Genomic DNA, 24,818 nt, shown 5'->3' on the forward strand with positions numbered 1-24,818 from the left:
AGGGGGGCGCGGAGGTGGGCAAGCTCCCGCCACGGGGCGGGAGCGCCTACCCGCGTCGATCATGCATTCAAGAGACGCATGCTCACCTCAGCATAACGCGGCCCGGCCGCAGCGCCGCGGGGCATGACCGCGTCGAGGCGCGCGAGATCGTCCGCCGAGAGCGCGATGGCCTCGGCCGCGATGTTCTCTTCGAGGTAGCTTCGGCGCTTCGTGCCCGGAATGGGCACGATGAAATCGCCCTGCGCGAGCACCCACGCGAGCGCGAGCTGCGACGCTTTCACGCTTTTCTCGGCGGCGAGCGCCTCCACCTTGGCCACGAGGTCGAGGTTCTTTTGGAAGTTCTCCCCCTGGAAGCGCGGCGAGCTGCGGCGGAAATCGTCGGGCGCGAGGTCCTCGAAGCGCTTGATTTGCCCCGTGAGGAAGCCGCGGCCGAGGGGGCTGTAGGCGAGGAAGCCGATGCCGAGCTCGCGACAGACGGAAAGGATGTCGTCCTCCGGATCCCGCGTCCAGAGCGAGTATTCCGTCTGCACCGAGGCCAGCGGATACACCGCGTGCCCGCGCCGGAGCGTCGCCGCGCTCGCCTCCGAGAGGCCGATCGCCTGCACCTTGCCCGCCTTCACGAGGTCCGCCATCGCGCCCACGCTCTCCTCGATGGGCGTCTTCGGATCCACGCGGTGGAGCTGATACAGATCGATCACGTCGACGCCGAGGCGGCGGAGGCTCGCGTCGCATGAATTCCGGATGTACGTGGGCGTGCCATTGACGCCGCGCACGCGCGGGTCGTTCGGATCCCGCACGATCCCGCACTTCGTCGCGAGGATGACCTCGCCCCTCCGGCCCGCGATGGCGCGGCCGACGAGCTCTTCATTCGTGAACGGCCCATACATGTCCGCGGTGTCGAGCAGGTTGACGCCGAGATCGAGCGCGCGGTGGATCGTGGCAATCGACTCGGCTTCGTCGCGCGGGCCGTAAAAATCGCTCATGCCCATGCAGCCGAGGCCGAGGGCAGAGACCGTGAGAGGACCGAGCTTACGCGTGTGCATGAGGACTCCTTACTTGTCGCGCCGCAGGGTAGCGCCCGCGCCGCATGCGCACCATCCCTCGGGGCCCCGTGGTCGCGGCTGTTTTCTTGCTCCTCGGCTGCGCCACACAAAACCGGCCACCCGGCTTTATTTCCAGCTCACCTCGTAACGGCATCGCGGGGCGCCGTTTTTTCGGCAGACCGAGGGCTCGAGGTGCGTGACGAGCGCGGTGCGCTCGAACCGCCGCGCCCAGGATTGTATGAGTCCGCGGTCGAAATCGCAGGGGTAAGGCACGTCCACTTCCATGACGGCGCGGTGCCGCGAGATGGAGAGGCACCGGTAATGACCGATGCCTTCGCGCATCGTACCTGTCTCCGGATCGAACATGGGGACGCCGTTCTCCAGGTGATTGATATGGTATGCGGCGTCGAACATCTGCATCGCCGTGACGATGTCGGTCACGCCGGGCGGGCTCTCGGCGTATTTCATGCCCGCGACGCCCATCTCGAAGGCCTTCTGCGGACCGATGAGCGCACACAGCTCGTTCTCCGCCCGGACGAGCTTGTCGATAGGGCACGTCTCGTGGAACTCGAACTCTCCGTTCGGTCCCACGCGGCCGAGTCCGTACCTCGTATAGATGGTGCGCGGAGCGTCGACCGCTTTGAACGCGTCGAGATGGCCTCGCAGGGTGAGCCCCGTAATGGAGAATTTCGAGAGCATACCGGCAAGCTTAAAGGGCGGGCTCCCGGAAAACCAGAACGGCTCACAAAAGCGACGCTCGCCCTTCAGCCGAATCAGAACCGCGAGGCACGCAGGGCCGGCGGCCCCGCGTCGAGCAGCTCTTGCAGCTTGTGCACCTCGACCGGTTTGACGAGGTGCACGTCGAACCCGGCCGCCAGCGCAGAGGTGCGTTGCTCGGGCGAGCCATACCCCGTCAGCGCCACGAGCCAGAGGCCTTTTCCGCGCGGATCGGCGCGCAGCCGCCGCGCGACCTCGAACCCGTCGATGCCCGGCAGGCCAATGTCGATGAGCGTCACGTCCGGCAGGAGGTCGAGCACTTTCCCGACGCCCACGATCCCATCCGATGCGGCGTGGACCTCGTGGCCCCACATCTCGCAGAGGTCGCCGATCGCCTGCTGCGCGTCGACGTTGTCCTCCACGATGCAGACGCGCCGCCGGCGGAGCTCGGTGGTCCCTCGTTGCGACGCGCGCTCGCCCGCCTCGGCGAGCCCGAGCAACGGCAAGCGCACCTCGAACTCGGCGCCATGCCCGATGCCCTTGCTGCGCGCCTCCACCTCGCCGCTGTGCAGCTCGACGAGCGTGCGAACGAGCGTGAGGCCGATTCCGAGGCCGCCGCGCGAGCGCGCGAGCGTCACGCTGGCCTGCGCGAAGAGGCCGAAGATCATGGGGAGCGCGTCGGCCGCGATGCCGACGCCGTCGTCGCGCACCGTGATGCGCGCGAACGTGGCGCCGCCGGACGTGATCGGATCGAGGCTCACGCGGATGTGACCACCGGCGTCGGTGTACTTGCTCGCGTTGTCGAGCAGGTTCGTGAAGATCTGTTCGAGGCGCGTGATGTCGCCGCGGATCTGCACGGGCACGTCCGGCAGCGCGAGCGTGACCGTCTGGCCACGCGCGTTCGTGCCGCGCTCGCGCGTCGTGAGCACCACGCGCGCGAGCAAGCTCTTCAGATCCACCAGCTCCAGCCGCAGCTCGATCTTGCCTTGCGTGACGCGCGAGACGTCGAGCAGATCGTCGACGAGCCGCGCGAGGTGCACGGTCTGGCGGCGCAGCACCTCACGGGCGCGACGCTCGCCCTTGTTCATGGCGTCGCGTTGTTCGAGCAGCGGCAGCGACGCGGTGATGGCCGCGAGCGGGTTGCGGAGCTCGTGCGCCAGCATGGCGAGGAACTCGTCCTTGCGTCGGTCCGCTTCGGCCAGATGATCGGCGCGCGCGCGGAGCTCACGCTCGGCCTGCGCGAGCCGCAGGAGCGAGCGCACGGTGGCCACGAGCTCGGTGGCTTCGAAGGGTTGCGTCAAATAACCGTCGGCTCCGATGTCGAGCCCCTGCACCTTCTTGTCGAGCGAGACGAAGGTCGCCGACGTGTGCAGGACCTTCACGCCCGCCGTGTGGGGGTTTGCCTTGATGCGCCGGCAGACTTCGAAGCCGTCGATGTCGGGCAGCTTGACGTCGAGCACCACCACGTCGGGCGGAGCGCGGTGGACCATCTCGAGCGCGCCCATGCCGCACGACGCTTCGACGACGTCGAGGCCGGCCCTGCGGAGCATCGTCGTGCCGAGATAACGCGCGGCTTCGTTGTCGTTGACGTTGAGGACCTTGCCCCCATGCTCCCGCGCCTTGCCGTTGTTCCGTTGCATGCGTCCCGTCACTCCGTGCTCGATGAGGTGCCCACTCCTGCTTTCCGCAAGGCGTCGCGAATGCGGTGAATGGCGATCTCGCGCGAGAGGCTGTCCTTCGAGAGGATCGCTTCGGTCTCGGCCACGAGCCGCTCGCGTTCGGAGGGCTCGAGCACGTGGGACGTGACGATCACCACGGGGATGCCCCGCGTGCGCGGATCGGCCTTGAGGTCGTCGAGGACGTCGAACGCGGTGACGTCCTTGAGCAGGAAGTCGAGGAGGATGACCTCGGGACGGAGCTTCTGCGCGAGCTCCACGCCCTCGGGCCCGGTGCGCGCGTCGATGAGCTCGTAGGGCGTCTTTTCGAGCAGCTTGCGCATGAGGTACCGCGCCCGCTCGTCGTCGTCGATGACGAGCAGCCGCGTCGGCGTGCCGGGCCGCGCCACGCTCTTCAGCTTGCGGAGCAGGTGATCCTGATCGACGGGCTTGAGCCAGAACTCGTCGGCGCCGAGCGCGCGCGCGCGTTGCTCTTTGTTGGTGACGGTGACGACGAGCACGGGGATCTCGCGCGTCTCCGGGCTCTGCTTCACCTCGGCCAGGAAATCCCAGGTGGCTTCGCCTTCGAGCATGATGTCGAGCACGATCGCCGCAGGGCGGAACGTGCCGAGTTGCTTGCGCGCGTCGTCGACGGTGCGCGCAGGCACGACCTGGAAGCCCGCGAGCGAGAGGAACTTCTCGTAGATGAACATCGTCTTGCGGTCGTCCTCGACGATGAGCACCGGCGAGCGGGAGGGATCGAGCGGGCGCGCGGCGAGCGTCGCGAGCTCGCGGACCTCGGGGTGCGTGGCGGGGATCGTGAGCGTGAAGGTGGAGCCCTCGCCGAGCTCGCTCTCGACCGCGAGCGTCCCGCCGAGTAGCTCCCCCAGGCGCCGCGACAGGGCGAGGCCGAGGCCCGTGCCCTTGTGCTTGCGCTGGACGGGTCCGTCGATCTGCCCGAACTCCTCGAAGATGCGATCGAAGTGCGCGGCCGCGATCCCGATGCCCGTGTCCTGCACGCGGAAGACGACCTCGTCGCCGCGACGCACGGCGCTCGCCACGACACGGCCCTGCTCGGTGAACTTGAGCGCGTTCGTGATGAGGTTGCGGAGGATCTGAGCGACCTTGCCCTGATCGGTCTCGAGCGTGATGTCGCCCTCGGGCAGCTCGAAGAGGAGATCCACGCCGGGGTGCGAGGGCAAGAGAGGCCGGAGCATGCCGCGCAGCGCGGCGAAGAAGTCGGACGCCATGAAGAGGTCCGCGCGCAGCGTGACCTTGCCCGCTTCGGCCTTGGAGAGATCGAGGACGTCGTTGACGAGCTGCGAGAGTTCCTCGGCCGAGGTGCGGATGAAGCGGAGCTGCTTCTGCTGCTCCTCGCTGAGCGGGCCGTCCGTGCCGTCGAGCAGGAGCTGGGACAGACCCAGGATCGAGTGCAGCGGCGTGCGGAACTCGTGGCTCACGTTGGCGAGGACGCGGCTGCGGACCTCGGAGGTGCGTCGGAGTGCGTCGGCCTTCTCTTCGATCTCGGCGTGAAGCGTGACGACGCCGCGGTTCGACTCGTCGAGCTCGCGGTGCGTGCGTGTGAGCTCCGTCCGTTGCTGCTCGATCTCGCGTTGTTGCCGCACGATCTCGCGGTTCAGGTTCACGATCTCGGTGAGGGCGCGGCTGAGATGTTCGATCGCGCCGCCGTAGCCCTCCGGGTACACGAAGCCGAAGAGCTCGACGCCGCCCTCGCCGTTCGGGCGCGCGCAGAACGACACGGTGGCGGGCTTTCCGTGGCAGACGAGCGAGAGCTCCCAGCCGCGGATTTCGCTCACCACCGCGCGCGAGAGCAGCGCTTGCGTTTTTTCTTCGGTGCCGGGCACGGCGAGCGTGGTCAGCGCGGCGCCGGGGTGCGCGCGGAGGAGGTTTCGCGCGCGCACGTCGGCCCACTGGATGATCCCGTGCGCGTCACATGCGAGCGCGAGCTCGCGGCTTTCGGAGAGCCAACGCGCATCCGCTCGTTCGTTCATGGCGTCCCTCCGAGGGCCTGGGGCCGTACGTGGGCGACCAGCCGGCCCGCGACCTCGATGAGCTCGCGGGCGTCGCGGGCGAACGCGTCGGCGCCGAGGTCCCCCGCGGGATCGGCGAGCGTGCTGCACGCGGCGCCGCCGACGAGGATGGGAAGCGCGTCGCCGAACGCGGACCGGAGCCGCGCCACGGTCATGCGCAGCGAGCGGAGGTTGAAGCTCATGGTGACCGAGAGTGCGACGAGATCGGGGCGCTCTCTGTGGAGCATGGACACGAGCGATTCGGTGGGGACGTCGGCGCCGAGGAAACGCACGTCGTAGCCCGCGAGGTCGAGGGCGTCGGCGGCGAGACGCGCAGGGAAATCGTGGTGTTCGCCCTCGACGCAGCCGAAGACGACGCGCTTGCTGATGAGCGGTGAGGCGGGCGAGAGGCGGTAGAGGTGCGTGAGGACGACCTGCGCGATCGCGGTCGCGAGGTGCTCGTCGGCCACGCTGATCCGGTTGTCCTGCCAGAGCAGCCCGATCTCGCGTTGAGCAGCCTCGAGGACGCGCAGGGACAGCTCCGCGGTCGGCGCGCCGCGCCCGACGCCTTCTTCCAGCACCAGGCGCAAAGCTTCACGCCGATCGCCTGCGAGCTGAGCCTTTACGAAACGCGCACACAGATCGTCGAGGTCCATGGGGCCTCCGAGGTGTTGCATGGAGGACGCCCGCGGCAGGGTCGAATGGAGGGCCCGTCCGTCGTTTTGCAATCCCTCGTGTTCGTGCGCTTTTCCCTCGGAAAACATGGATTCGCTTCTGCTGGAGCCTCGTCACGATCGGGAGATGGCAGCCATGTTCAGAATGGCCTCGGGGGCCGGGCGACCGCGGGTTTCGTCCGCCCTGAGATCGTCGTGACCAGGACGGGAAGGATTTCTTTGCATCCCGAGCCCGCCCGTGTGGCATTGATTTCTGCGTCGGGATGACCCGTAGGGACACGCCCGAGGATGCGCGGTTGGTTGGACCAGCAAGCATGCAAACTGGGCAAACCTAGGCATGGCGAGCATTCGTGCTGCTGTGCACTTGCGTTGCAATGGGTGAGCCGAGGCTGAACTGGAATGGGCCGCCCAGGCGGAGCGCCATGCCGCGGCATGGCTCGGCGGCGTGCGGTTTTACCTGTAAAACCCGCGGAGGGTGATCGAAATCCGCCGCCCGCGCGCGCCCTTGGGCGCGGGGACCTCGTGGGTCCAGGCTCGATTCGTGTCCCACGGGATCACGATGACCCCCGCAGGAACGGCGGGGACGTCCACGAACCCTTTTCCTCGCCACGGCCGCATTCGAAACACCCGCTCCTCGCCGAAGGAGATCGTGACGATCGGCGAGCCCTCGATGCGGTTGATGTCGCTGTCGCGGTGTTTTCCGATGTAATGACCCTCCGCGCCGTCGTACCAGTTGAAGAGCAGGCCGTTCAGCCGCGGATCGAACGTCTCGCGCGCCCAGCCGAGCCAGACCTCCATCTCGGGCGTGAGCGGCAGCGCGCGATTCGTGTTGCCCGTGTAGCGGTAGTCCGCGCCGTACGCCTGTTGCCATCGCGGCGTGCGCACGAGGCGGCCGTGCATCTTGATCTCGTGAAACGCATCGGGGTGCAGCGCCCAGAGCGCCTCGAAGCCGGCGGCGTCCGGGACCAGGGCCTCCGGCAGGGCGCCGACCTCTACGTGGTGCGTCTCGTCGAGCGCGATCGTGCGGAGAGGGACCATGGACTGATCATACGTTCAGACAATGCGGAGCACAAGCAGGTCGTTCGCGGGTGGTTGACCTCGCCCTTTCGAGTGGTTTTACTCCGGGCCCGGCCGCGTTCGGCTGCGAAGGAGGCTCCTTTCGATGTCGCTCACGTTCTACTACGGCTCCGGATCGCCGTACGCCTGGAAGGTATGGCTCGCGCTCGAGCACAAGAAGCTCGACTACGATTGGAAGCTGCTCTCGTTCGACCGCGACGAGACAAGCACCCCCGAATATCTCGCGATCAACCCGCGCGGAAAGGTGCCCGTCCTCGTGCATGACGGCCTCGTGATCGCCGAGTCGAACGCGATCGTCGAGTACCTCGAAGAACGATTCCCCGACGCCCCGCTCTGGCCGCGCGACGTGGCCGCGCGCGCGCAGGCCCGACAGTTCGCTGCCGAGGCCGACGGCTACATCGCCCCGGTGCAGCGACGCCTGTTCCAGGAAACTTTGTACACCAAAGAAGAAGCGCGGGACGCGACCAAGATCGCCGAGGCCCAGGCGGCGATCCTCGCAGAGCTTGCGCGATGGGAGGCCCGGCTCACGGGCGATTGGCTCGTGGGTGAGCTCTCGCTCGCCGATTTCGCGGTGTACCCGCACATCCGCGCCATCCGCCGCGTCGACGACCGGCTGCCCGCGCACGGCCTCGGCGAGCGGTGGCCCGCCCGCATCGCCGCGTGGATGAAGCGCATCGAGGCATTGCCCTATTACGCGAAGACGATTCCCCCGCACTGGAAGGGCTGACCTTCCACGAACCGGCGGACGCGACGACGGCGGCGCGGGACAGGGACCCGCCACACGCGGCAGGAGGGAGCCGGCATACCACGGAGGATAGCCAGTGCCGGCTCGTCCTGCTACGGTGGGCTCGTCTGCGGAGCGTGACGAGCAGGTGCGAGAGATGTCCGAACATTTCGACGTGATCATCGTGGGCGCAGGGTTATCGGGGATCGGGGCGGCCCACCACCTCACGACCCGATGCCCAGGAAAGAGCTTCGCGATCCTCGAGGGGCGCGAGGCCATCGGCGGGACCTGGGATCTCTTTCGTTATCCGGGCATCCGATCCGATTCCGACATGTACACGCTCGGCTACTCGTTCAAGCCGTGGAAGGAGCGGAAGGCGATCGCGGATGGTCCGGCGATCCTCGCGTACATCCGCGAGACGGCCCGCGAGGACGGGATCGAATCGAAGATCCGGTTCGGCTGCCGGGTCGTGCGGGCCTCTTGGTCGAGCGAGCGCGCGGCATGGACGGTGGAGGCCGAGCGGGGCCCGTCGAAGGAGCTCGTCCGCTTCACATGCAACTTCCTGCTCATGTGCAGCGGCTACTACGATTACGACAAGGGATATACCCCCGAATTCTCGGGCACCGAGCGCTTCCAGGGGCGCGTCGTGCACCCGCAATTCTGGACGGACGACATCGAATATCGTGGAAAACGCGTGGTCGTGATCGGCAGCGGCGCGACGGCCGTCACGCTCGTGCCGGAGCTGGCGAAGGAGGCCGCGCACGTGGTGATGCTCCAGCGCTCGCCGACCTACGTGGTGTCGCTCCCGTCCCAGGACGTGATCGCGCGCTGGCTCCAGCAGCGTGTCCCCTCGCATGTCGCGTACGAGGTCACGCGCTGGAAAAACGTGCTCGTGGGTATGTTCTTTTATCAGCTCGCGCGGCGGAGGCCGGAGGGCGTGAAGAAGCGCCTCGTCGACCTCGTGCGAGGGCAGCTCGGGTCCGACTACGACGTCGACAAACATTTCACGCCCCGATACAATCCCTGGGATCAGCGCCTCTGTGTCGTGCCGGACGGGGATCTTTTCGAGGCGGTGAAGGCGGGCAAGGCGTCGGTCGTCACGGACCATATCGAGACGTTCACCGAGAAGGGGCTCCAGCTCGTGTCGGGAGAGGAGCTCGAAGCGGATCTCATCGTCATGGCGACGGGGCTCCGGCTCCTTTTCCTCGGCGGCATGGAGGTCGTGGTGGACGGCCGTCGCATGGAGTCGTCGAAGCTCCTCAGTTACAAGGGCGTGATGTTCAGCGACGTGCCGAACCTGGCGTGCGCATTCGGGTACACGAACGCGTCGTGGACGCTGAAGGCCGACCTCGTCTCCGAATACGTCTGTCGCCTGCTGACCCACATGGACGCGATGGGCGCGCGTCGGTGCACGCCGCGTCGCAGCGATTCTGACATGGAGGAGTTGCCCTTGCTCGACTTCTCGTCGGGGTATGTCCAGCGCGCGGTCGGCGCGTTCCCGAGGCAGGGCTCGAAGAAGCCGTGGAAGGTGAATCAGAATTACCTGCTGGACATCGCGGCCTTGCGCTTCGGGGAGGTGGACGACGGCACGATGGAGTTTGCCGGGACGACCTCCGCGGGCGCCGAGGTGCGCCCCCATGCGGGGGCGACGCCCTAGACGCTATACACTTTGCGGAGCGCTTCGAGCAGCGCGCGCCCGCGGGGGGCGCCGAGCCCGGTGCAGGCGTTCCAGCCAGCCTCGGACGAGGCGGCATATCCGCCGTTGTTGCCGGCGACGATAGGGCGGAAGACGTTCGCCCCTTCCTCCAACTGCAATCGATAGAGCAGCGGATTGAGGAACCCGAGCCGCCGCCCCACGCCTTGGCAGAGGCGGGCCACGAGGGCCGCGAGGAGCGGCGTGGACGCGCTCGTCCCGCCGCCGTACCGATAGGCGCCGTCCACGAAGATGCGGTATCCGTCGAAAAAATCCGCATGGGCTGCGACGTCGGGGCAGCCGCGGCCGGCGAACGTGCTCGCCGGCTCGGTGAAGACCCAGTCGCGGAACGTGGCGAAGGTCCGGACGGGGATGGCGGCGCGGGCCTGCCATGCGGGGCGCTCGAAATAACCGCTCACGCCGCCGCTGCTGCTACCGAGGTGGGCGATCCTGCCCGCATGGCCATAGGCGAGGAGCATGGTGTCGGCGAGGCGATTCCACACCACCTCGTCTTTCCGGGCGCCTCGCTCGTCGAGGATCAGCGTCGTGCCCCCGCAGCAGAGGACCCAGGGGCTGGAGCCCGGGAAATAGACCAGCGAGGGCGCCGAGAACATGCCCTGCGCCATGGGGAAAATGGATCCGGAGTCGCCCGAGGGAAGGCAGATGGTGATTCCCAGGATGGCGGCGATAACGAACAGCTCATTGATCCGCGTGGCCTCGGCCTGGGTCCATACGCCGGGCAGATCCTCGGGCAGCCCCGCGCTGAGCGTGAGCACGGAGGGCCGGTTCTCGGTATCGAAGAGCGCGGCGTTGAAGAGCTGAAAATAGCTGTAGGTCGTGGTGTCGGCATTCCCACGCGCGCCGGAGAAATACACCACCGGGCGCACCCCGGGCGCGCAGGAGAAGGCGATCTGCGCGTCCATGCTGACCTCGTAATTGGCCCAGGTGTCGGGTCCGGTCGCCCAGCGGTTGGGGCCCACGGTGAGGATCTCCGGCGCGCGCATGCCGAGGCCCTCGAAAAAGATCCGCATGTCGTCGTGGGAAAAGCCGCCGTAGAGAGAGAGCACCCCGAGGCATACGCCTTCCCCCGTGAGCTCGGCCGGAAAATCGTAAAGCTCGGCGAAGCGGGACGGTGGGTGAAAGCGCCATGGTTTGTCAGGGGTGGCGGCGGGCGGGGCCGGCGGGGCGTCGGTGCGTCTTCGCAGCGGCGGGCTATCGTTCGTGATGGGCGCGTTGCGGGGCAGGAAAACCCAGAGGATCATGCCGTCGAGGCTCGCGGGGACGGAGAGGGGCGCGTCGTGCGTGACGTCGATTTCTCCCCGGTAGGCATGGCGTTTCCATTTTACGCCGAGTGCCACTTCAAACGATTGCGCGGTCCCACAGAGCGTCACCGTTCGCGCAGCCCGATGGACGTCGATCACGGAAAGATCATACGCGCGGGCAAACGCCTCGATCCGCGCGACGTCCTCCGGGCTCGCTGCATAGGTGGCGGCATAACGCTCGTGCGACCAGGGTTCGCGGGTCCGGACCACGCTCCAGGCGGTCTCCACGAGCGGCGGAGAGCACTCCGGGGTGCGCAACCAAAGCACGGCGGTCATGATCTCGTCGGGGGAGACGTCGCCCTGGAGCACGGCGCCGAACAGGGGCGGTCGGGCGCTACCCTCGATGTCGACACGAGCGCGGCTCATTCCTCGCCTTCCTCGGGACGGCTGCCGAGCACGAATTCGCCCACGCTCGTCTCTGCGTAATACTCGGTGCCGGCGGCCTTGCAGAAGAGGTCCGAATCGCCCCGTCCTACGCCGCTGCAGGCGAGCCCCATCGTCGTCGCGACCAGGTAAAACGTCTGATAAAGCGCGCCCACGTTCTTGAGGGTGACCGAATAAGAGATGCCTTCGTAACTCCAGGATACGCGCTGGAACCGGCTGGCCAGGCAAATGAGCACCTGTGGCAATTCGGCGCGGAGCGTCGCGAGCGCGGCGCCCGTGAGCAGGGCCGTGACCTCGGGCGTACGTCCCTGGATGCGCGAGAGGGCATGCGCGGCGGGATCGTAATGGTAGAGGCCCGCGTCGAGGCCACGGCAGCGATCGATCGCGAGGTAGATTTCGAGGTCGTGGCAGGCGCCGCCGGAGGGGGACGGGCGCGAGGTGACGTCGTAACCGGATGCGGGCGTCGCGGGCATCAGCGCGCGGACCCGCGCGGACCGGTACAGGAATTCGCCGAGCTGCTCGACCGAGAGGGGATCACGCCCCTGGGCGCGCACGGTGCGCCTGCCCTCCAGCACGGCGGTGAAGGGGCGATCGGCTTTGCGGAGCGCGTCGAGGTCCGGGCGAGGGAGGGGAAGGGGAGGTGGGGCCGAGGCGCGTGGCGGCCGGAGGGCGGGCGGCGGCGGTACGCGGTCGCGGAAGGGGTAGGTTTTGCCGCAAGGCCAGGAATGGCGGCCGGGGCGGCTGCGGGCGTGGAAAAGCAGGTCGTGGAAGGACCAGCTTGCGAGCTGGAATGCTTGTTCTTCCTCGGTACGCCCCGAATCCTCGGCCGGGATCACGAAACCGGCCGCGACGAGCAAGCTGACGAAGGTTGCCATTGCGTCGGGGCTGGCCCCGGAGACGGCGAGCGTCGCGGGCGTGGTCGGGCGGGCGAGCGTGAAGCAGAGGGCCGCGGCATGCGCGTCCTCGATGCGCAGGAGCGCGTGGCAGCGGGGCGATTCCAGCACGAGGCCCTCGCCGTCGCGGCGCTGATACGCGAAGCGGGAGAGCACGTAACGACGCGCGGGGTCGATGTCTCCGCTGCCCAGGGAAAACCAGGGCGAAATGGGGTACAGCGACGATAGCGTGGTCTCGCCGTCGCGCACGACATACGCGAGCAGCGCGAGCTGTTCCAGACGGCGGAGGTGGTGGAGCAACGTAGCTACGGCCAGAGGCCCGTCCTGCGCGGCGAGGCCTTCGGTCAGCGTTTCGAGCGTGGGGCCCTCGGCGTCGAGGCGCTCGAATGCGGCGAGCAAAGCCTGCGGCAATGCCCCGAGCGAGATCGGGGAGAACGAGGGCGAGGTCAACTGGGCGGCGCCGCCTGCGTCCCGGCTCCATGTGACCCCTTCGCGGAAGCGCAGGCCGAGCCGTCTTCGCCAGGTTTCCATCATGGCAACGTCTCCTCCGCCGCGCGCGGCTAGACGAACATCGGGTAGGGATTCATGAATTCCTCCGCGAGAGGCGATTCGAGCCAACCCATGGCGACGGGCACGTCGTAAAGCCGGCCGGGGCCGAGGCGCGCCCAAAAATGGCGGAGCCCCGGCACGATCACCTTGACCACCACGAGGCTCGTATCGGGCCGGGTTTGATCGAGCACCAACGTTTCGAGTCCGCGGTCGCGGGCGCGTTCGATGCAAAACGCGACCGCCTCCCGGAGGTCCTCGCCGACGGGCGGCGCGAATTTACGGGACGCGTAGAGCGGAGCGTCGCTCGGCCGCAAATGGGGCTCCGACTCCAGCGTCGCCTGCCGTAACCAATCAACGATCAGCCCGCCCGGCGAGGGTTTGCCTGCGTCGCCCGTGAACGCGAACGGCATGAGCTGGTTGTGCTCGGTGACTGCGCGGAGCAAGGCCAGGCGAGCGTCGAGGTGCGCGCCGAAGCCAAACAGGATCGCTGGAAAGGGGCCCTCGATCTGCCGGGAGATCGCGGCGAACGTGGGAATGCCGAGGTCACTCGTCAGGTCGAGGGCCCACAGCTCGCGCCCTCGGGCGCGCCAGTGCGCGACGGTGGCGAGGAGATAAGGCTCCTCGAAGCTCCCGAGGTCCACCCCCGGCATGCGCAGGCGGTTGTACCACCAGAGCGCGACAGCGTCGCGCTCCACGAGCTCCAGAAATCCCTGAAGCACGGCCTCGGTGCGTGTATTGCCCGCCGCGCAGCCATTCGAGTCTGCTCGGGTGAACACGGGGCCCTCGCGAAACGGATAGCCATAATAACAGAACCCGGTGGGCACATAGCGCCGCCGCTGCTCGGTCAAGGACCAGACCGGGCTCCATTCGATGGATTGCGCAGGAACGTAGGGCTCGGGCACCCAAGTGCTCATCTCGCCGTGCCGATTCCACCACGCGCGCTCGTCGTATTGACGCGCGCTGTACCCCATCAAGGCGACCGGGTCGATCGCCACCTCGCCGAGCTCCGCCTGGACCGCGCGGACGCGCGCCTCGTCACCCTGGAAGACGCCCGCATATCGCTCGATGGACTCGCAGATCGCGCCGGTCTTCGCCTGGATGTCCGTTCGACCTTTGCCGCCGGAATGGCTGCGTAGGCTGCTGCGGAGCGACGAGAGGTCGTGCGCCATCTGCGCAAAATTGTGATCGGTCGAATACGAGAAGACGAGCCGAGGGTCGTCCTCGGGGCGTATGTTGCGGTGCAGGCGGCTCACGATGCCCGTGACGGGGCTCAAATGATGGGCGAGCCGCACGTACGTTTCCTCGGGCGTCGCCTGCCGGAAACCGCCGTCCGCCGAGAACGTGCGCGGCGTGGGTTCGAGAAGGACGGGGGATTCTTGTCCCCGCGCGATCCTTTCATGATTCCCGCACGCCGGGCATTGAGGGCGCCGCACGAGGAGATGCGTGCGGCTCTCGAACGAGGTCGTGTCCATCGTGACGACCCGTCCTTCGAGGGCCGGAATCTCGTCCAGCACGGCCCAGCGCGCGACGGCCGTGGCCATCGTGGCGGCGAGGGCGCGGCGCGTGGAGGGGAGCGCGGCGAGGGCGGGCGGATGCACGGGTTTGCCCGTGCGGCGCTCCAGATAACGCTCGACCCGGCGATGCCCCTCCAGGCGATGCGCGAGGCAACGCCAGCAGCCAGTTTTGCCGGGAAAGAATAGCGGCCCGAGCCAGCCATCGCTGCCGGCCGGTCGAACGAGGAGCCACGGCGTTCCTTTTTCGAGCTGGGCCCGGTTCCAGGCTTCGAGATCGGGGTGCAGGTAATCGTCCACGACGACGAGGGGCAGCTCCCCTTCAGCGGCCGTTTCGATCGAGAGCTCGGCGAGGGCCTCGGCAATCGCGCGCGTGTCCACGTCGCCCATGGCGACGAGGGCGACGCGCGCTCTAAGCAGGCGCTCGCGGGCCTGCGCAGGCGCGGCGCCGAGCGCGTCCCAAAAGGCGGCCTCCGCGCGAGGCATATCGGCTTCGTCGTTCGTGACGAATCCGCCCTTGCGCAGCATGGTGATGGCGTAAAAAACCTCGGCGGGCGAAACGTGCGCCTCCAGGCGCTGGCAGATCTCCTGTTCGGTCAGCGCCCCGGTCAGGAGAGGTACCAGCGCCTGATAGGTTCGGCCGTGGAGGACGTGGCTACCACCCTCCCAAAGAAGGTAGACGCCCTCGCCCTCGATGGGCTCGACGCGATAGGAATGCTTGAAACGTGGGCGGGCGAGCATGAGCGGTCGGGCGATGCCGTCTTCGATCAGTTTCTCACGGCGCCCGAATGAACCTCACCCGCTGTGCCGCAGCCGCACGCCGTCGCGGGGGCCGGACCGAGCCCCATCCCCAGCGTGAGCGCTTCGACCGCGAGATCGGCCGGCGGCAACGGCAAATCGAGCGGGAGCGCGACGTCGTGGTCGATTTCGAGCCCGAATTGTTGTTTTGCGAAGTTTCTGATGGCGCTCGAAGGATCCTGTTCGAGCTGCTGGCGGAACGAGGTCTCCGCCCAGGCATGTGCCACGAGAAACCCCCACTGCACCCTGGTGAGCGTATGCTGCTTCTTCATGATCCCCCCTCGAAACCCCATACATCAGCACAGTTTTACATCGTTCGCCAGCGTGATCGTAGGAGGAATTCGCTGATCCCGGGGTGCGTCCCGGCTTTCGAGAAAGAGCTGTTCTTTTATCCAGTGCGGGCGCGACGCATCGCATGGGCGATACCCGTTTGCAGGGTGCTGTGCGTGCCGATTCCAGAGAGGTCGATCCCCATCGAGACGAGCGTCTGCGCCACCTCGGGGCGGATGCCCGTCAGCATCGGCTCGGCCCCGAGGAGCGTGACCGAACGCGCGGCGCGCACGAGCGCGTCGGCGACCTCGGCGTCGACCTGCGGGACGCCGGTGATATCGAGGATCGCCACGCGCGCTCCGCTTCTCGCCATGCCCTCCAGCAGGACGGTAATCGCCCGCTCCGCGCGCGCCGGGTCGATGTCGCCGACGAGCGGCATGACCATCACCGCGTCGCTCACGGGGATGAGCGGCGTGGAGAGCTCGAGGAGCGTCGCCTCTTTAGCGCGGAGCGCTTCCTGTTGAAGGAGGGCATCGGCGCGGTCCTGATCCGCGCGGACGGCGGTGGTCACGTCCATGATGATCCCCCGCAGCCCCACGGTGCGTCCGTCCGGTTCGCGTACGCATACGGTCTGGGCTTCGATCCAGAGGAGCCTGCCGTCCCGGCGGATCCAGCGGAATCGCAGGACCGTACGGCCGTCTCGTTCGAGATGCTCGTTCGAGACGAGCACTTTCCCTTTGTCCTCCGGGTGCGCCAGATCCGACCAGAGGCTCGGCATCGCGAGCCACTCGTCCGGCGTGTAGCCGGTCATGTCCAGGATTTGTCCGCTCACATAACCGACACGACCGCGGCTCGGATCCTCGACGAACCAGCTTTCCCACACAGCGCCGGGCACGCAGTCGATGAGATCCCGGAGCGTGCTGCTGCGCATCTCGGCTTCCTGCAGGCGCCTCCGTAGGTCCGCCACCTCGGAACGAAGCGCCTCGACGCCCAATGCTTGCTCTTTCATCGTAATTTTCTCCCTCGACATGCGCACCCCGGAAGTGGCGCTGCCTTCGCGCGCACACTTCCCCCAAGGATGATGATAGCGCTTACTCGGGTTCGGGTTCAATCCTTCCCCATGAGGTCACGGTGCGACACTTTGTGTGGCACGGAGGCGCGGGTACCATCGGGTCATGCGCGCGCTTCTCCTCGCCATCGCCGTGGTTTGCGCCTGCAAACCGCGGCCCGATCCGACGCGCGCCTGCATCGCCGGCGACACGGAGGCATGCGAGCGCGCGTGCGCCGAGGGGATCGCGGGCGAGGGCGGGTGTCACACGCTGGGCCAGCGGAAACGAGAACCGGAGGCGGCCGGCGGGGGAAACGGTGCGCTCGGGGCTTTCCGCAAGGGTTGCCTCGGCGGTCATCTCGCCGCGTGCACGGAGGCGATCGATGGCATCCGCGCGAAGGCGACCCAGGTGCGCTACGCCCAGAAACACGAAGGCGCGCCGTCGGACCCCTTCGTGGAAGAGGCCGAGCGGGGCCTCGTGGATCTGATCGATCGGGCCTGCTCCCTTGGGGCCGCGTCGCGTTGCGAGGAGCTGTCGCGCCTGATGCTCGGGCGAGACGCCACGCGCGCGGCCTCCGCTTCCGAGCGGTATTGCGCGCTGCCGGAGGGCGGAGGCAAGGACGGGAGCTGCCTCGGGACACGCAAGCGCTGGATCGCCGAGGTCGAGGCGGATCGTCCGGGATGCGAGGCGGGGCAGGTCGAGGCATGCAACAAGCTCGCCGAGCACCTCATCACGGCCCACAGCGACGATAACGCCGTCGAGGCGTTCGCCCGCGCCTGCGACCTCCGAGGATTCGACGTCGAAGCATTGTTCCCGGACGTACCGCTGACCGATTGCAACGACATTCCGTATGAAGGTCGTCGCGACCATGCAGGCGCGCGGGGCCGGTGCGGGATGAGGCTCGCCCTCGCCGCGGCGGAGCGACGAAGCGCGCGCGAGCATGGGGCCGCGGTCGACGCCACGGAGGCAGGCGCCGAGCCCAAGCCGGGTCCAGGGCCGCGCGCCAAGGTGACCCTCGGCGCGTGGAAGACATTCGGAGGGGGTTATCCTGCCGTCGCCCTCGCGGAGCACATCGAGCGCCTCTCCCCGCGCCTCCGTCCATGCAACGACGCAGGACCCGGGCCCGAGGGAGACGGGGTCACCACGTTCGAGATCGGATTCATGATCGATCGGTTTGGCGCAACAGACTTTTCCTCGGTCCACCACGTGTCCGGGAACCATCACGCCTGGAAGCCCGTGAAGGGCTGCGTCTTGCGGGTCCTCCGGAGCAGCACGTATCCTCCGCCGCCGTCCGGCAAAGGCGTGGCCTTGGTCGTGCCGATCTCGATCGAAACGGGGAGCTGACGCCGGCCTCGATCACCGCGCGACGCGGCATTGCCTCATCACGCTCGCGCGCATTCGATCCGTCGCCTCCTTGTACGAAAGGAGCCCCTGCACCTCCCGGCTCCCGGGATGGGCGAGCATATACCCCTCGACCTCCTCGTACGCGAGCAGCTCCCGCGCCACGCTTGCAGCCGTGACGACCGCGCCCTCGTAGGAATCCTGCTCCTCTCGATACGCTTCGTCCTCGTCGTACTGGCGCGAATGCCACAGGTTCGCCGTGAGCTGCGCGGCGAGGATCACCCGCAGCCCGACATCGGTCGCGGCGACGGCGCGGGCGACGTCGTCCACGCGGCTCTTCCACGGATGCGCAGCGAGCGCGTCCAGCGCGCTCTGGAGCGCGCCGTCGAGGGCTTGGAGTCGATCGTCCGGGGCTTTCATGGCTCTCGACCGCCATTGTGTCCGGTACGTCCGGGCTCGACAAGCGTGTCCGGTACGTCCGGGCTCGACAAGCGAAGCGGGAGGCCGGACCCGAAGCGGGATGCGAAGCGCACCGTTTGCGCAGCGGCGCATGTTTGGCGCCTGCGCGACCACGAGCCGCCGTGAGGCGCCGCGCGAGCGCGTCTGGTCACGGTTTTGCTATGCTTCTCCGCAGAGGACCCCATGAACACGAAGAACCCCGCCGTCTCGGACTACATGGCCCGGAGCCCTCACTCGATCGGCTTCGATCAGACGCTCGTGCAGGCGCACAAACTCATGCGTGAGCACGACATCCGGCACCTGCCCGTCCTTCGGGGCGGCAAGCTGATCGGAATCCTCTCCGAGCGGGACCTCGCGTTCGTCGAGGCGCTCCGCGACGTGGATCCCGCCAAGCTCCGCGTCGAGGAGGCGATGACCCCGCTGCCGTTCACCGCCGCGCCGAGCACCCCGCTCGCGGGCGTGGCGCGCGAGATGGCGGAGCACCGGTACGGCGCGGCCGTCGTGATGCATGACGGGCACGTCGTTGGCGTTTTCACGACGACCGACGCGCTCCGCGCCCTGGCCGACGCGCTCGACGACAACGGATGACGGCGCGCGCCGTTCGTCCGAACCCTTTCGGAGGTGACGTGATGACGAGAGCCAAGCCGCCCGAGATCGAGGACGAGGTGAGCGAGCTCGTCGCCGGCGTCATGCCGGGCGCGGCCGTGCTGCGGGTCTCGCGGCTCGGCCCCGACGAGGACGACGACGGCGGGGCGACGGGCAAGGCCATTGGATATGGCGTGCCCTTGCGAATCCGGGTGCGCAGGCCGGACGGCGCGGAGAGCGACCTCTGCCTGCACACGGCCAAACCCGACGAATTCGGGCACGACCGGCGCGCGGACCGGGCCGCGAACCTGCTCCTCGCGTTCGACAGCTTCGCGCGCATCCCGCGGCACGTACGCGCGCTCGACGTGGGCGCGGTCCTCGACGACGGCCGCCTCGCGTCTTTGCGACGGAGCGGCGAGTTTTACCTCGTCACGGAATACGTCGAGGGGCACGTCTACGCCGACGATCTCCGGCGGATCGCCCGCGAGCGCGCCCTCACGGACCGGGACGTCGCTCGCTGCGAGGCGCTCGCGCGGCTCTGCGCGGAGGTCCACGCGGTTCGTCAGGACGGACCCGCGACCTACCGGCGCGCGATCCGGGACCTCCTCGGCCACGGCGAGGGCATTTTCGGGCTCGTCGACGGGTATCCGGTGGGCGTGGAGATGGCGTCGCCCGAGCGGCTCTTCCGCATCGAGCAGCGGTGCCTCGCGTGGCGGTGGAAGCTCAAGGGCCGCGGCGAGCGCCTCCGCCGCACGCACGGCGATTTCCACCCGTTCAACGTGGTCTTCGATCGCGCGGGTGAACCTCGGCTCCTCGACACGAGCCGCGGCTCGGCCGGCGAACCCGCGGACGACGTCACGTGTTTGTCGATCAATTATCTGTTCTTCGCGCTCGAAGCCCCCGGCTCGTGGAACGGCGCGTTCCGGACCCTCTGGCGGACGTTTTTCCAGACGTACCTCGACGTGACGGGGGATCGGGAGCTCTTCTCCGTGGCCGCACCCTTCTTCGCGTGGCGGGCGCTCGTGCTCTGCAATCCGCGCTGGTATCCGTCGATTCACGCGAGCACGCGGGACGCGCTCCTCGGGTTCGTCGAGCGTGTCCTCGACGCGCCGAGCTTCGATCCGGACGAGGCGGAAGGGCTCTTCTCGTGAACGGCGCGGTCGTGTGGATCACGGGGCTCCCGTCGGCGGGGAAATCGACGCTGGCCGATCGGGCGTTTCGGAAGTTTGTCGAGGAACACAGACCGAGCATTCTGCTCGACGGGGACGTGGTGCGCGCGGCGATGCGGCCGCCGCCGGGGTATGGCGAGGAGGCGCGGGCCCATTTCTATGAAACGCTGGGGAACCTGGCGGCGATGCTGGCGCGGCAAGGGCACGTGGTGCTCGTGCCGGCGACGGCGCATCTGCGTGTCTTTCGGGAAAAGGCGCGCGCCGTCGCGCCCCGCTTCTTCGAGGTGTACGTCCGCGCCTCACCCGAGCGCTGCGCGGAGCGCGACGCGAAAGGACTTTATGCCGCGGCGCGCGAGGGCAAGGTCTCGGGGCTGCCCGGCTTCGACCTGCCGTACGAGCCGCCCGAGGCGCCCGACGTGATCGCGCTCGGGGGCCACGACGAGGAAGCGGTGCAGAAAATCGTCCGCCTGTCCGCCTGAACGGGGTCGTCGGCTTTAGAAGGCCGATGATGCCCCTCGTGCAGGAAGTCCCCGCGCAGGTTCGCTCGCTCGAACGCTTCGTGCCCCTGCTGGGGCAAACCGCGGTCGACGAGGCGCGAGCCCTCGCGCAGGGTCTCCACGAGCGGCTGGCCGGCGGCGTCATCTGGAACGTCAACTCGACGGCCGTGGGCGGCGGCGTGGCGGAAATGCTGCATTCGCTCCTCGGGTACGCGCGCGGCGCGGGCCTCGACGTGCGCTGGTTGACCATCGGCGGCGCGCCCGAATTCTTTCGCATCACGAAGCGCCTGCACCATGCCCTTCACGGCGAGCACGGCGATGGCTCTGCGCTCGACGAGGCCGCGCATCACGTATACGCGAAGACCCTCTCCCGCAATGCGGTCGAGCTGCGCGAGCTCGTCCGCCCCGGCGACGTGGTGTTGCTGCACGACCCACAACCCGCGGGACTTGCGCCGATGCTGCTCGCCGCGGGCGCGCGGGTCCTCTGGCGGTGCCACATCGGCGCGGACGAGACGAATGAAGAGGTCGAGCTCGGCTGGCGGTTCCTCGCCCGTTACCTCGACGGCGTCGGGTGCATGATTTTTTCCCGGCAGAGGTACGTCCCAGCGCGGTATCGCGACGGGCGGGCGTCGATCGTCCAGCCCAGCATCGACGCGTTCTCCGCGAAGAACATCGAGCTCGACGAGCACACCGTCCGCTCGATTCTGGTCCACGTGGGCATCCTCGAAGGGCCTCCGCCACCATCGCCTCGTTATGCGTTCGTGCGCAGCGACGGCACGCCCGGGCGCGTGGAGCGATCGGCCGACATCCTTCGGCTCGGGCGCGCGTCCGCCTGGGAGACGCCGCTCGTCGTGCAGGTGTCCCGCTGGGACCCGCTGAAGGACATGCTCGGCGTGTTGCGCGGTTTTTCGATCCTGGTCCAGAACCACGCCGCCCCCACGGTCGACCTCGTGCTCGCGGGCCCGAACGTGCGCGCGGTGGCCGACGATCCGGAGGGCCCCGCCGTCTTCGAGGCCGTCTACCGTGCCTTTCTCGAACAACCGCCGGCCATCCGTGCGCACGTCCACCTCGCGATGCTGCCGACCGCGGACGTCGAGGAGAATGCGGTGATCGTCAATGCGCTGCAGCGCCACGCGACGATCGTCGCGCAAAAGAGCCTACACGAGGGGTTTGGCCTCACGGTGACGGAGGCCATGTGGAAGGCGCGGCCCGTGATCGCCAGCGCCGTCGGCGGGATCCAGGATCAGATCGAAGACGGGGTGAGCGGGGTCCTTTTGCGAGATCCGACCGATCTGGATACGTTCGCGGGCGAGCTGCACCGGGTCCTCGCGGACCGGGCTTTGGCGGAGCGCCTCGGGGCCGCGGCGCGCGCGCGCGTGCGGGAACGATTTCTCGGGATTCGGCACCTCGTCCAGTATGGCGCGATCATCGAGCGTCTCCTCGTGGCATGAGAGGGTGAAAGGGCTTCCCTCACCGCCATTCGTTCGATAGTCTCGTCCGTGCCATGCCCTTCGCGTCACGAACCATGCGCTCGCGTCTTTTTCTGCTGGCGATGCTCCCCCTCGCGTGCTCCTCGCCGGGCGCGTCGTCGTCCTCGGGCAGCGGAGGGGAAGGGGGCAGCAGCAGCACGACCGGGCCCGGCACGGGCGGCGCGGGAATGGGCGGCGGCGGTGGGATGGGCGGAATGACGTCCTCGACGGGCGTGGGGCCCGGCTCGGGGAGCGGCGGGAGCTTGCCGATGCTGCCGTGCGACGCGGGATTCGCGTTCGACAGCAATCCCATCACCTCGCCGATCCTCACGGTCTCGTACACGAACCAGACGCCCTATGCCTACGTCAACATGAAGGTGACCGGGCCGGGGGCGCCCGCCTCGCAATGGGGCGGCGTGGGGGGATCCGGGCCGTATACGTGGACATACACCGTGTACGGCTACGATCCCGGCGTCCTGACGTTCACGTTCGTCGAGGGGGAGAACGGGGGCAACCCGGGCAACCCCGTGGCGCAATGCCAGATCGAGGCGCTCGTCGAGGGAAGCACGAACCCGGGCTCGAGCGGCAGCGGTGGCGGGGGGCAAGCGAGCTGCGCGGATCTGGCCCAGGCCAATGGCTGGCCCGGGGGCACCTTTACCTGCGACGACGGCACCCACAACTGGTGCGCGGGGACGGGGACGCCGACGAGTGATTGCGTGCGCTGCTGCAGCCCCTCGTGCGGCGTGCTCGCGCAGCTCTACAATTCGAGCGCGAGCTGCGACGATGGGAACAACGGCGCTTGCAAGGGCTCGGGCGTCCTCACGTGGGATTGCAAGGCGGGGTGTTGTGGCCCTGGGATCCCGAATTCACAGCCGCCGACCGGCGGAGCCTTCGGATACCCCGTGGGCGACAAGAGCACGAGCCCGGCGGGTGGAGCCGGCTGGCAGGTCTGGCAGGTGCTCGGGCATTATTGGGACGTGTATGGCGGGGCGCACCTCGCCGAGGACATCGGCAAGGCCGGCGCGGCGAACGCGGCCGTCTCGTCGGTGGCGGACGGGGTCGTGCTTGTCTCCGCGCCGAACGGAAGTTCTTACGTCAACGTGATCCTCATCCAGCACCCGATGCCGGACGGGACGAGCGTGTGCTCATTTTATGGCCACCTGGCCACGCGCACGGTCTCCCCAGGACAAACCGTCAAGCGCGGAGATCAAATCGGCACGGTCCTCGACCAGGGCTCGAACTCCCACCTGCATTATTTCATCGCGCCGAAGAGCCTCTGCGACAAGATCGCGGGCCTGAACGGCGGAGGCGCCTGCGGATACGACGGATCCGGCGGCGTCCCGGGGCTCGGGCATGCCGACCTCGCGAACGCGCCGGAATCGTACACGGCCTCGGGGACGAACAACGGGTGCAGCCTGAACGGCTACCAGATCCTGGCCCCGCACGATTTCATCGACGCGCACCACTTCTGAGCCCGTCTCGGCCTCATCCCTCGCCGCCGTCGCCCTCGTCCCCGCTGCGAATGTCGTATTTTCGGATCAACGTCCGCAAATGGCTCCGGTCCATGCGCGCGAGCCGCGACGCCTCGGACACGTTGCCCTTGGCGCGCGAAACCAGTTCGCGCACGTAGCGCTCCTCCCAGCGGTCCGCGGCCCTCTGTTTCGCCATGCGGTAGGGCACGCGCAGATCGAATTCGCCTTCCGCGGCAGGGCCCGCGCCGCCCTCGGAAGGTCCACTCCCGAGCGCCAGGAGGGCCGGATCGTCGAGCAGGACCGCGCGCTCGACGGCGGCCCGCAGCTCGCGCACGTTGCCCGGCCACGCCTGCCGGCAGAAGGATTCGAGCAGATCGGCCGGCATGGTCCGATGCGGCGCGAGCTCGGCATAAAAATGGCGCGCGAGCCGCTCGACGTCGCCGGTGCGCTCGCGCAGCGGCGGGATGTGAATGCGCACGACGTTGAGGCGGTAATACAGATCCGCGCGAAACGTGCCGCGGTTGACCTCGGTGCGGAGGTCACGGTTCGTCGCGGCGATGACGCGCGCGTCGAGCCGGATGCGCTGGTTGCCGCCGACGCGCTTGACGGTCTTCTCCTCGAGGGCGCGCAGGAGCTTTGGCTGCATGTCGAGCGGAAGCTCGCCGATCTCGTCGATGAAAATGGTTCCGCCGGCGGCCTGCTCGAAGGCGCCGGGGCGATCGGCGCTCGCGCCGGTGAAGGAGCCTTTCACGTGGCCGAAGAGCTCGCTCTCGATGAGCGTGGGCGCGATGGCCGTGCAGTCGAGCACCACGAACGGAGAGCGGGCGCGCGCGCTCGCCTCGTGGATCGCCGCGGCGAGGACACCTTTCCCGGTGCCGGTCTCGCCTTCGAGCAGCACGGTGGTCTCGGACGGGGCGATGCGGGGCAACGCGGCGAAGATGCGGCGCATGGCGTCGCTCGCGCCGAGGACGGAGCCGAATCGATCCTCGGGGCTCAAGGCCTCGCAGATGTCCTCGTCGACGAGGTCGACGCGCAGCGTGGTGCGCCCGACCCGGACGCGCGCGCCGTCGTCGATGTATCCCGTGAGGATTCGGGTGCTGCCGATCCAGGTGCCGTTCGAGGAATCGAAATCCCGCAGGAAAAAGCCGTCGGGTGTGGCGGTGATGCTGATATGGTGGCGGGAGACCGTCGGGTCGGAGAGCACGAGGTCGTTGCCCTGCGCGGTGCCCACGGAGACCTCGCTCTTCGGAGCGCGCAGCGAGGCCCCCGTGTCCGGGCCCTCGATCACAGTGAGCGAAAAACCTTCGAGCCGCAGCTCTTTCGCGCTGGGGCGGAGGAGCAGGGTGCCATCCGTCGACATGGCCGCACGTTACCACGCGGCGCTCGCGGCGGGGTGGCGGGTCGAGGCGGCCGCCCTGGAGGGACGCGCCTCCAGGG

Annotated in this window: 21 protein-coding genes; 8 read left to right on the forward strand and 13 right to left on the reverse strand. The window is 68.2% G+C overall.

Features of this window, described 5'->3' with window-relative positions; genetic code table 11:
• Positions 1-59: 59 nt before the first annotated feature.
• The 6 genes from QHF89_RS03500 to QHF89_RS03525 form a co-directional block, all read right to left on the reverse strand.
• The gene (locus QHF89_RS03500) at positions 60-1,043 is read right to left on the reverse strand and encodes an aldo/keto reductase (RefSeq protein ID WP_136966063.1); all 984 of its coding nucleotides are present in this window, start codon (positions 1,041-1,043) and stop codon (positions 60-62) included.
• Positions 1,044-1,169: 126 nt separating this feature from the next.
• Positions 1,170-1,634 carry a hypothetical protein gene (locus QHF89_RS03505; RefSeq protein WP_284720001.1) on the reverse strand — a complete coding sequence of 155 codons (465 nt, stop codon included), beginning with the start codon at positions 1,632-1,634 and terminating at the stop codon, positions 1,170-1,172.
• 182 nt (positions 1,635-1,816) lie between these two features.
• Positions 1,817-3,400 (reverse strand): ATP-binding response regulator, encoded by a 1,584-nt coding sequence (locus QHF89_RS03510; protein ID WP_136966061.1) that lies wholly within the window; start codon positions 3,398-3,400, stop codon positions 1,817-1,819.
• 8 nt (positions 3,401-3,408) lie between these two features.
• On the reverse strand, positions 3,409-5,427 hold the full coding sequence (locus QHF89_RS03515; protein ID WP_136966060.1) for a response regulator: 2,019 nt from the start codon (positions 5,425-5,427) through the stop codon (positions 3,409-3,411).
• Entirely contained in the window at positions 5,424-6,101 is a 678-nt protein-coding gene (locus QHF89_RS03520; protein ID WP_136966059.1) for a cobalamin B12-binding domain-containing protein, read from the reverse strand. The genes QHF89_RS03515 and QHF89_RS03520 overlap by 4 nt, the downstream gene beginning before the upstream one ends.
• Positions 6,102-6,572: 471 nt before the next feature.
• On the reverse strand, positions 6,573-7,157 hold the full coding sequence (locus tag QHF89_RS03525) for an alpha-ketoglutarate-dependent dioxygenase AlkB (protein ID WP_136928149.1): 585 nt from the start codon (positions 7,155-7,157) through the stop codon (positions 6,573-6,575).
• Between the two features lie 124 nt (positions 7,158-7,281).
• On the opposite strand from QHF89_RS03525, the gene QHF89_RS03530 reads away from it, so the two are divergent.
• Together QHF89_RS03530 and QHF89_RS03535 are read left to right on the forward strand one after the other, a co-directional pair.
• Entirely contained in the window at positions 7,282-7,923 is a 642-nt protein-coding gene (locus QHF89_RS03530; protein WP_136966058.1) for a glutathione S-transferase family protein, read from the forward strand.
• Positions 7,924-8,077: 154 nt separating this feature from the next.
• Positions 8,078-9,577, forward strand: coding sequence for a flavin-containing monooxygenase (locus tag QHF89_RS03535; RefSeq protein ID WP_136966057.1), 1,500 nt, complete (start codon positions 8,078-8,080; stop codon positions 9,575-9,577).
• On the opposite strand, the gene QHF89_RS03540 is transcribed toward QHF89_RS03535, so the two are convergent.
• The 5 genes from QHF89_RS03540 to QHF89_RS03560 form a co-directional block, all read right to left on the reverse strand.
• Positions 9,574-11,301 (reverse strand): S53 family peptidase, encoded by a 1,728-nt coding sequence (locus tag QHF89_RS03540; protein WP_136966056.1) that lies wholly within the window; start codon positions 11,299-11,301, stop codon positions 9,574-9,576. The two genes, QHF89_RS03535 and QHF89_RS03540, sit on opposite strands and share 4 nt — an antisense overlap.
• Complete coding sequence (locus tag QHF89_RS03545; protein WP_136966055.1) at positions 11,298-12,746, reverse strand: SagB family peptide dehydrogenase; 1,449 nt, start codon at positions 12,744-12,746, stop codon at positions 11,298-11,300. The genes QHF89_RS03540 and QHF89_RS03545 overlap by 4 nt, the downstream gene beginning before the upstream one ends.
• A gap of 26 nt (positions 12,747-12,772) precedes the next feature.
• Positions 12,773-15,013 carry a TOMM precursor leader peptide-binding protein gene (locus QHF89_RS03550; protein ID WP_136966054.1) on the reverse strand — a complete coding sequence of 747 codons (2,241 nt, stop codon included), beginning with the start codon at positions 15,011-15,013 and terminating at the stop codon, positions 12,773-12,775.
• 26 nt (positions 15,014-15,039) lie between these two features.
• Positions 15,040-15,342, reverse strand: a complete 303-nt coding sequence (locus QHF89_RS03555; protein WP_136928143.1) for a hypothetical protein — start codon at positions 15,340-15,342, stop codon at positions 15,040-15,042.
• A 116-nt stretch (positions 15,343-15,458) separates the two neighbouring features.
• The gene (locus QHF89_RS03560) at positions 15,459-16,349 is read right to left on the reverse strand and encodes a PAS domain-containing protein (protein ID WP_284720002.1); all 891 of its coding nucleotides are present in this window, start codon (positions 16,347-16,349) and stop codon (positions 15,459-15,461) included.
• 166 nt (positions 16,350-16,515) lie between these two features.
• Between QHF89_RS03560 and QHF89_RS03565 the strand changes: the two genes are divergently transcribed.
• Positions 16,516-17,733 (forward strand): hypothetical protein, encoded by a 1,218-nt coding sequence (locus QHF89_RS03565; RefSeq protein ID WP_136966052.1) that lies wholly within the window; start codon positions 16,516-16,518, stop codon positions 17,731-17,733.
• A gap of 12 nt (positions 17,734-17,745) precedes the next feature.
• Here QHF89_RS03565 and QHF89_RS03570 read toward each other — a convergent pair whose 3' ends face one another.
• Positions 17,746-18,150, reverse strand: coding sequence for a hypothetical protein (locus QHF89_RS03570; protein ID WP_136928140.1), 405 nt, complete (start codon positions 18,148-18,150; stop codon positions 17,746-17,748).
• A 222-nt stretch (positions 18,151-18,372) separates the two neighbouring features.
• Between QHF89_RS03570 and QHF89_RS03575 the strand changes: the two genes are divergently transcribed.
• From QHF89_RS03575 to QHF89_RS03595, 5 genes are all read left to right on the forward strand, one after another.
• Complete coding sequence (locus QHF89_RS03575; RefSeq protein ID WP_232379414.1) at positions 18,373-18,777, forward strand: CBS domain-containing protein; 405 nt, start codon at positions 18,373-18,375, stop codon at positions 18,775-18,777.
• Positions 18,778-18,818: 41 nt separating this feature from the next.
• Entirely contained in the window at positions 18,819-19,925 is a 1,107-nt protein-coding gene (locus tag QHF89_RS03580; protein ID WP_136928139.1) for an aminoglycoside phosphotransferase family protein, read from the forward strand.
• Positions 19,922-20,422, forward strand: a complete 501-nt coding sequence (locus tag QHF89_RS03585) for an adenylyl-sulfate kinase (protein ID WP_136966051.1) — start codon at positions 19,922-19,924, stop codon at positions 20,420-20,422. The genes QHF89_RS03580 and QHF89_RS03585 overlap by 4 nt, the downstream gene beginning before the upstream one ends.
• Before the next feature lie 26 nt (positions 20,423-20,448).
• Positions 20,449-21,891, forward strand: a complete 1,443-nt coding sequence (locus tag QHF89_RS03590) for a glycosyltransferase (RefSeq protein WP_136966050.1) — start codon at positions 20,449-20,451, stop codon at positions 21,889-21,891.
• Positions 21,892-21,965: 74 nt separating this feature from the next.
• Complete coding sequence (locus QHF89_RS03595; protein ID WP_284720003.1) at positions 21,966-23,381, forward strand: M23 family metallopeptidase; 1,416 nt, start codon at positions 21,966-21,968, stop codon at positions 23,379-23,381.
• 13 nt (positions 23,382-23,394) lie between these two features.
• On the opposite strand, the gene QHF89_RS03600 is transcribed toward QHF89_RS03595, so the two are convergent.
• Positions 23,395-24,741, reverse strand: coding sequence for a sigma 54-interacting transcriptional regulator (locus QHF89_RS03600; protein WP_136928135.1), 1,347 nt, complete (start codon positions 24,739-24,741; stop codon positions 23,395-23,397).
• Positions 24,742-24,818: the final 77 nt, after the last annotated feature.

The organism is Polyangium sorediatum (assembly GCF_029946465.1).
Lineage (GTDB): Bacteria > Myxococcota_A > Polyangia > Polyangiales > Polyangiaceae > Polyangium > Polyangium fumosum.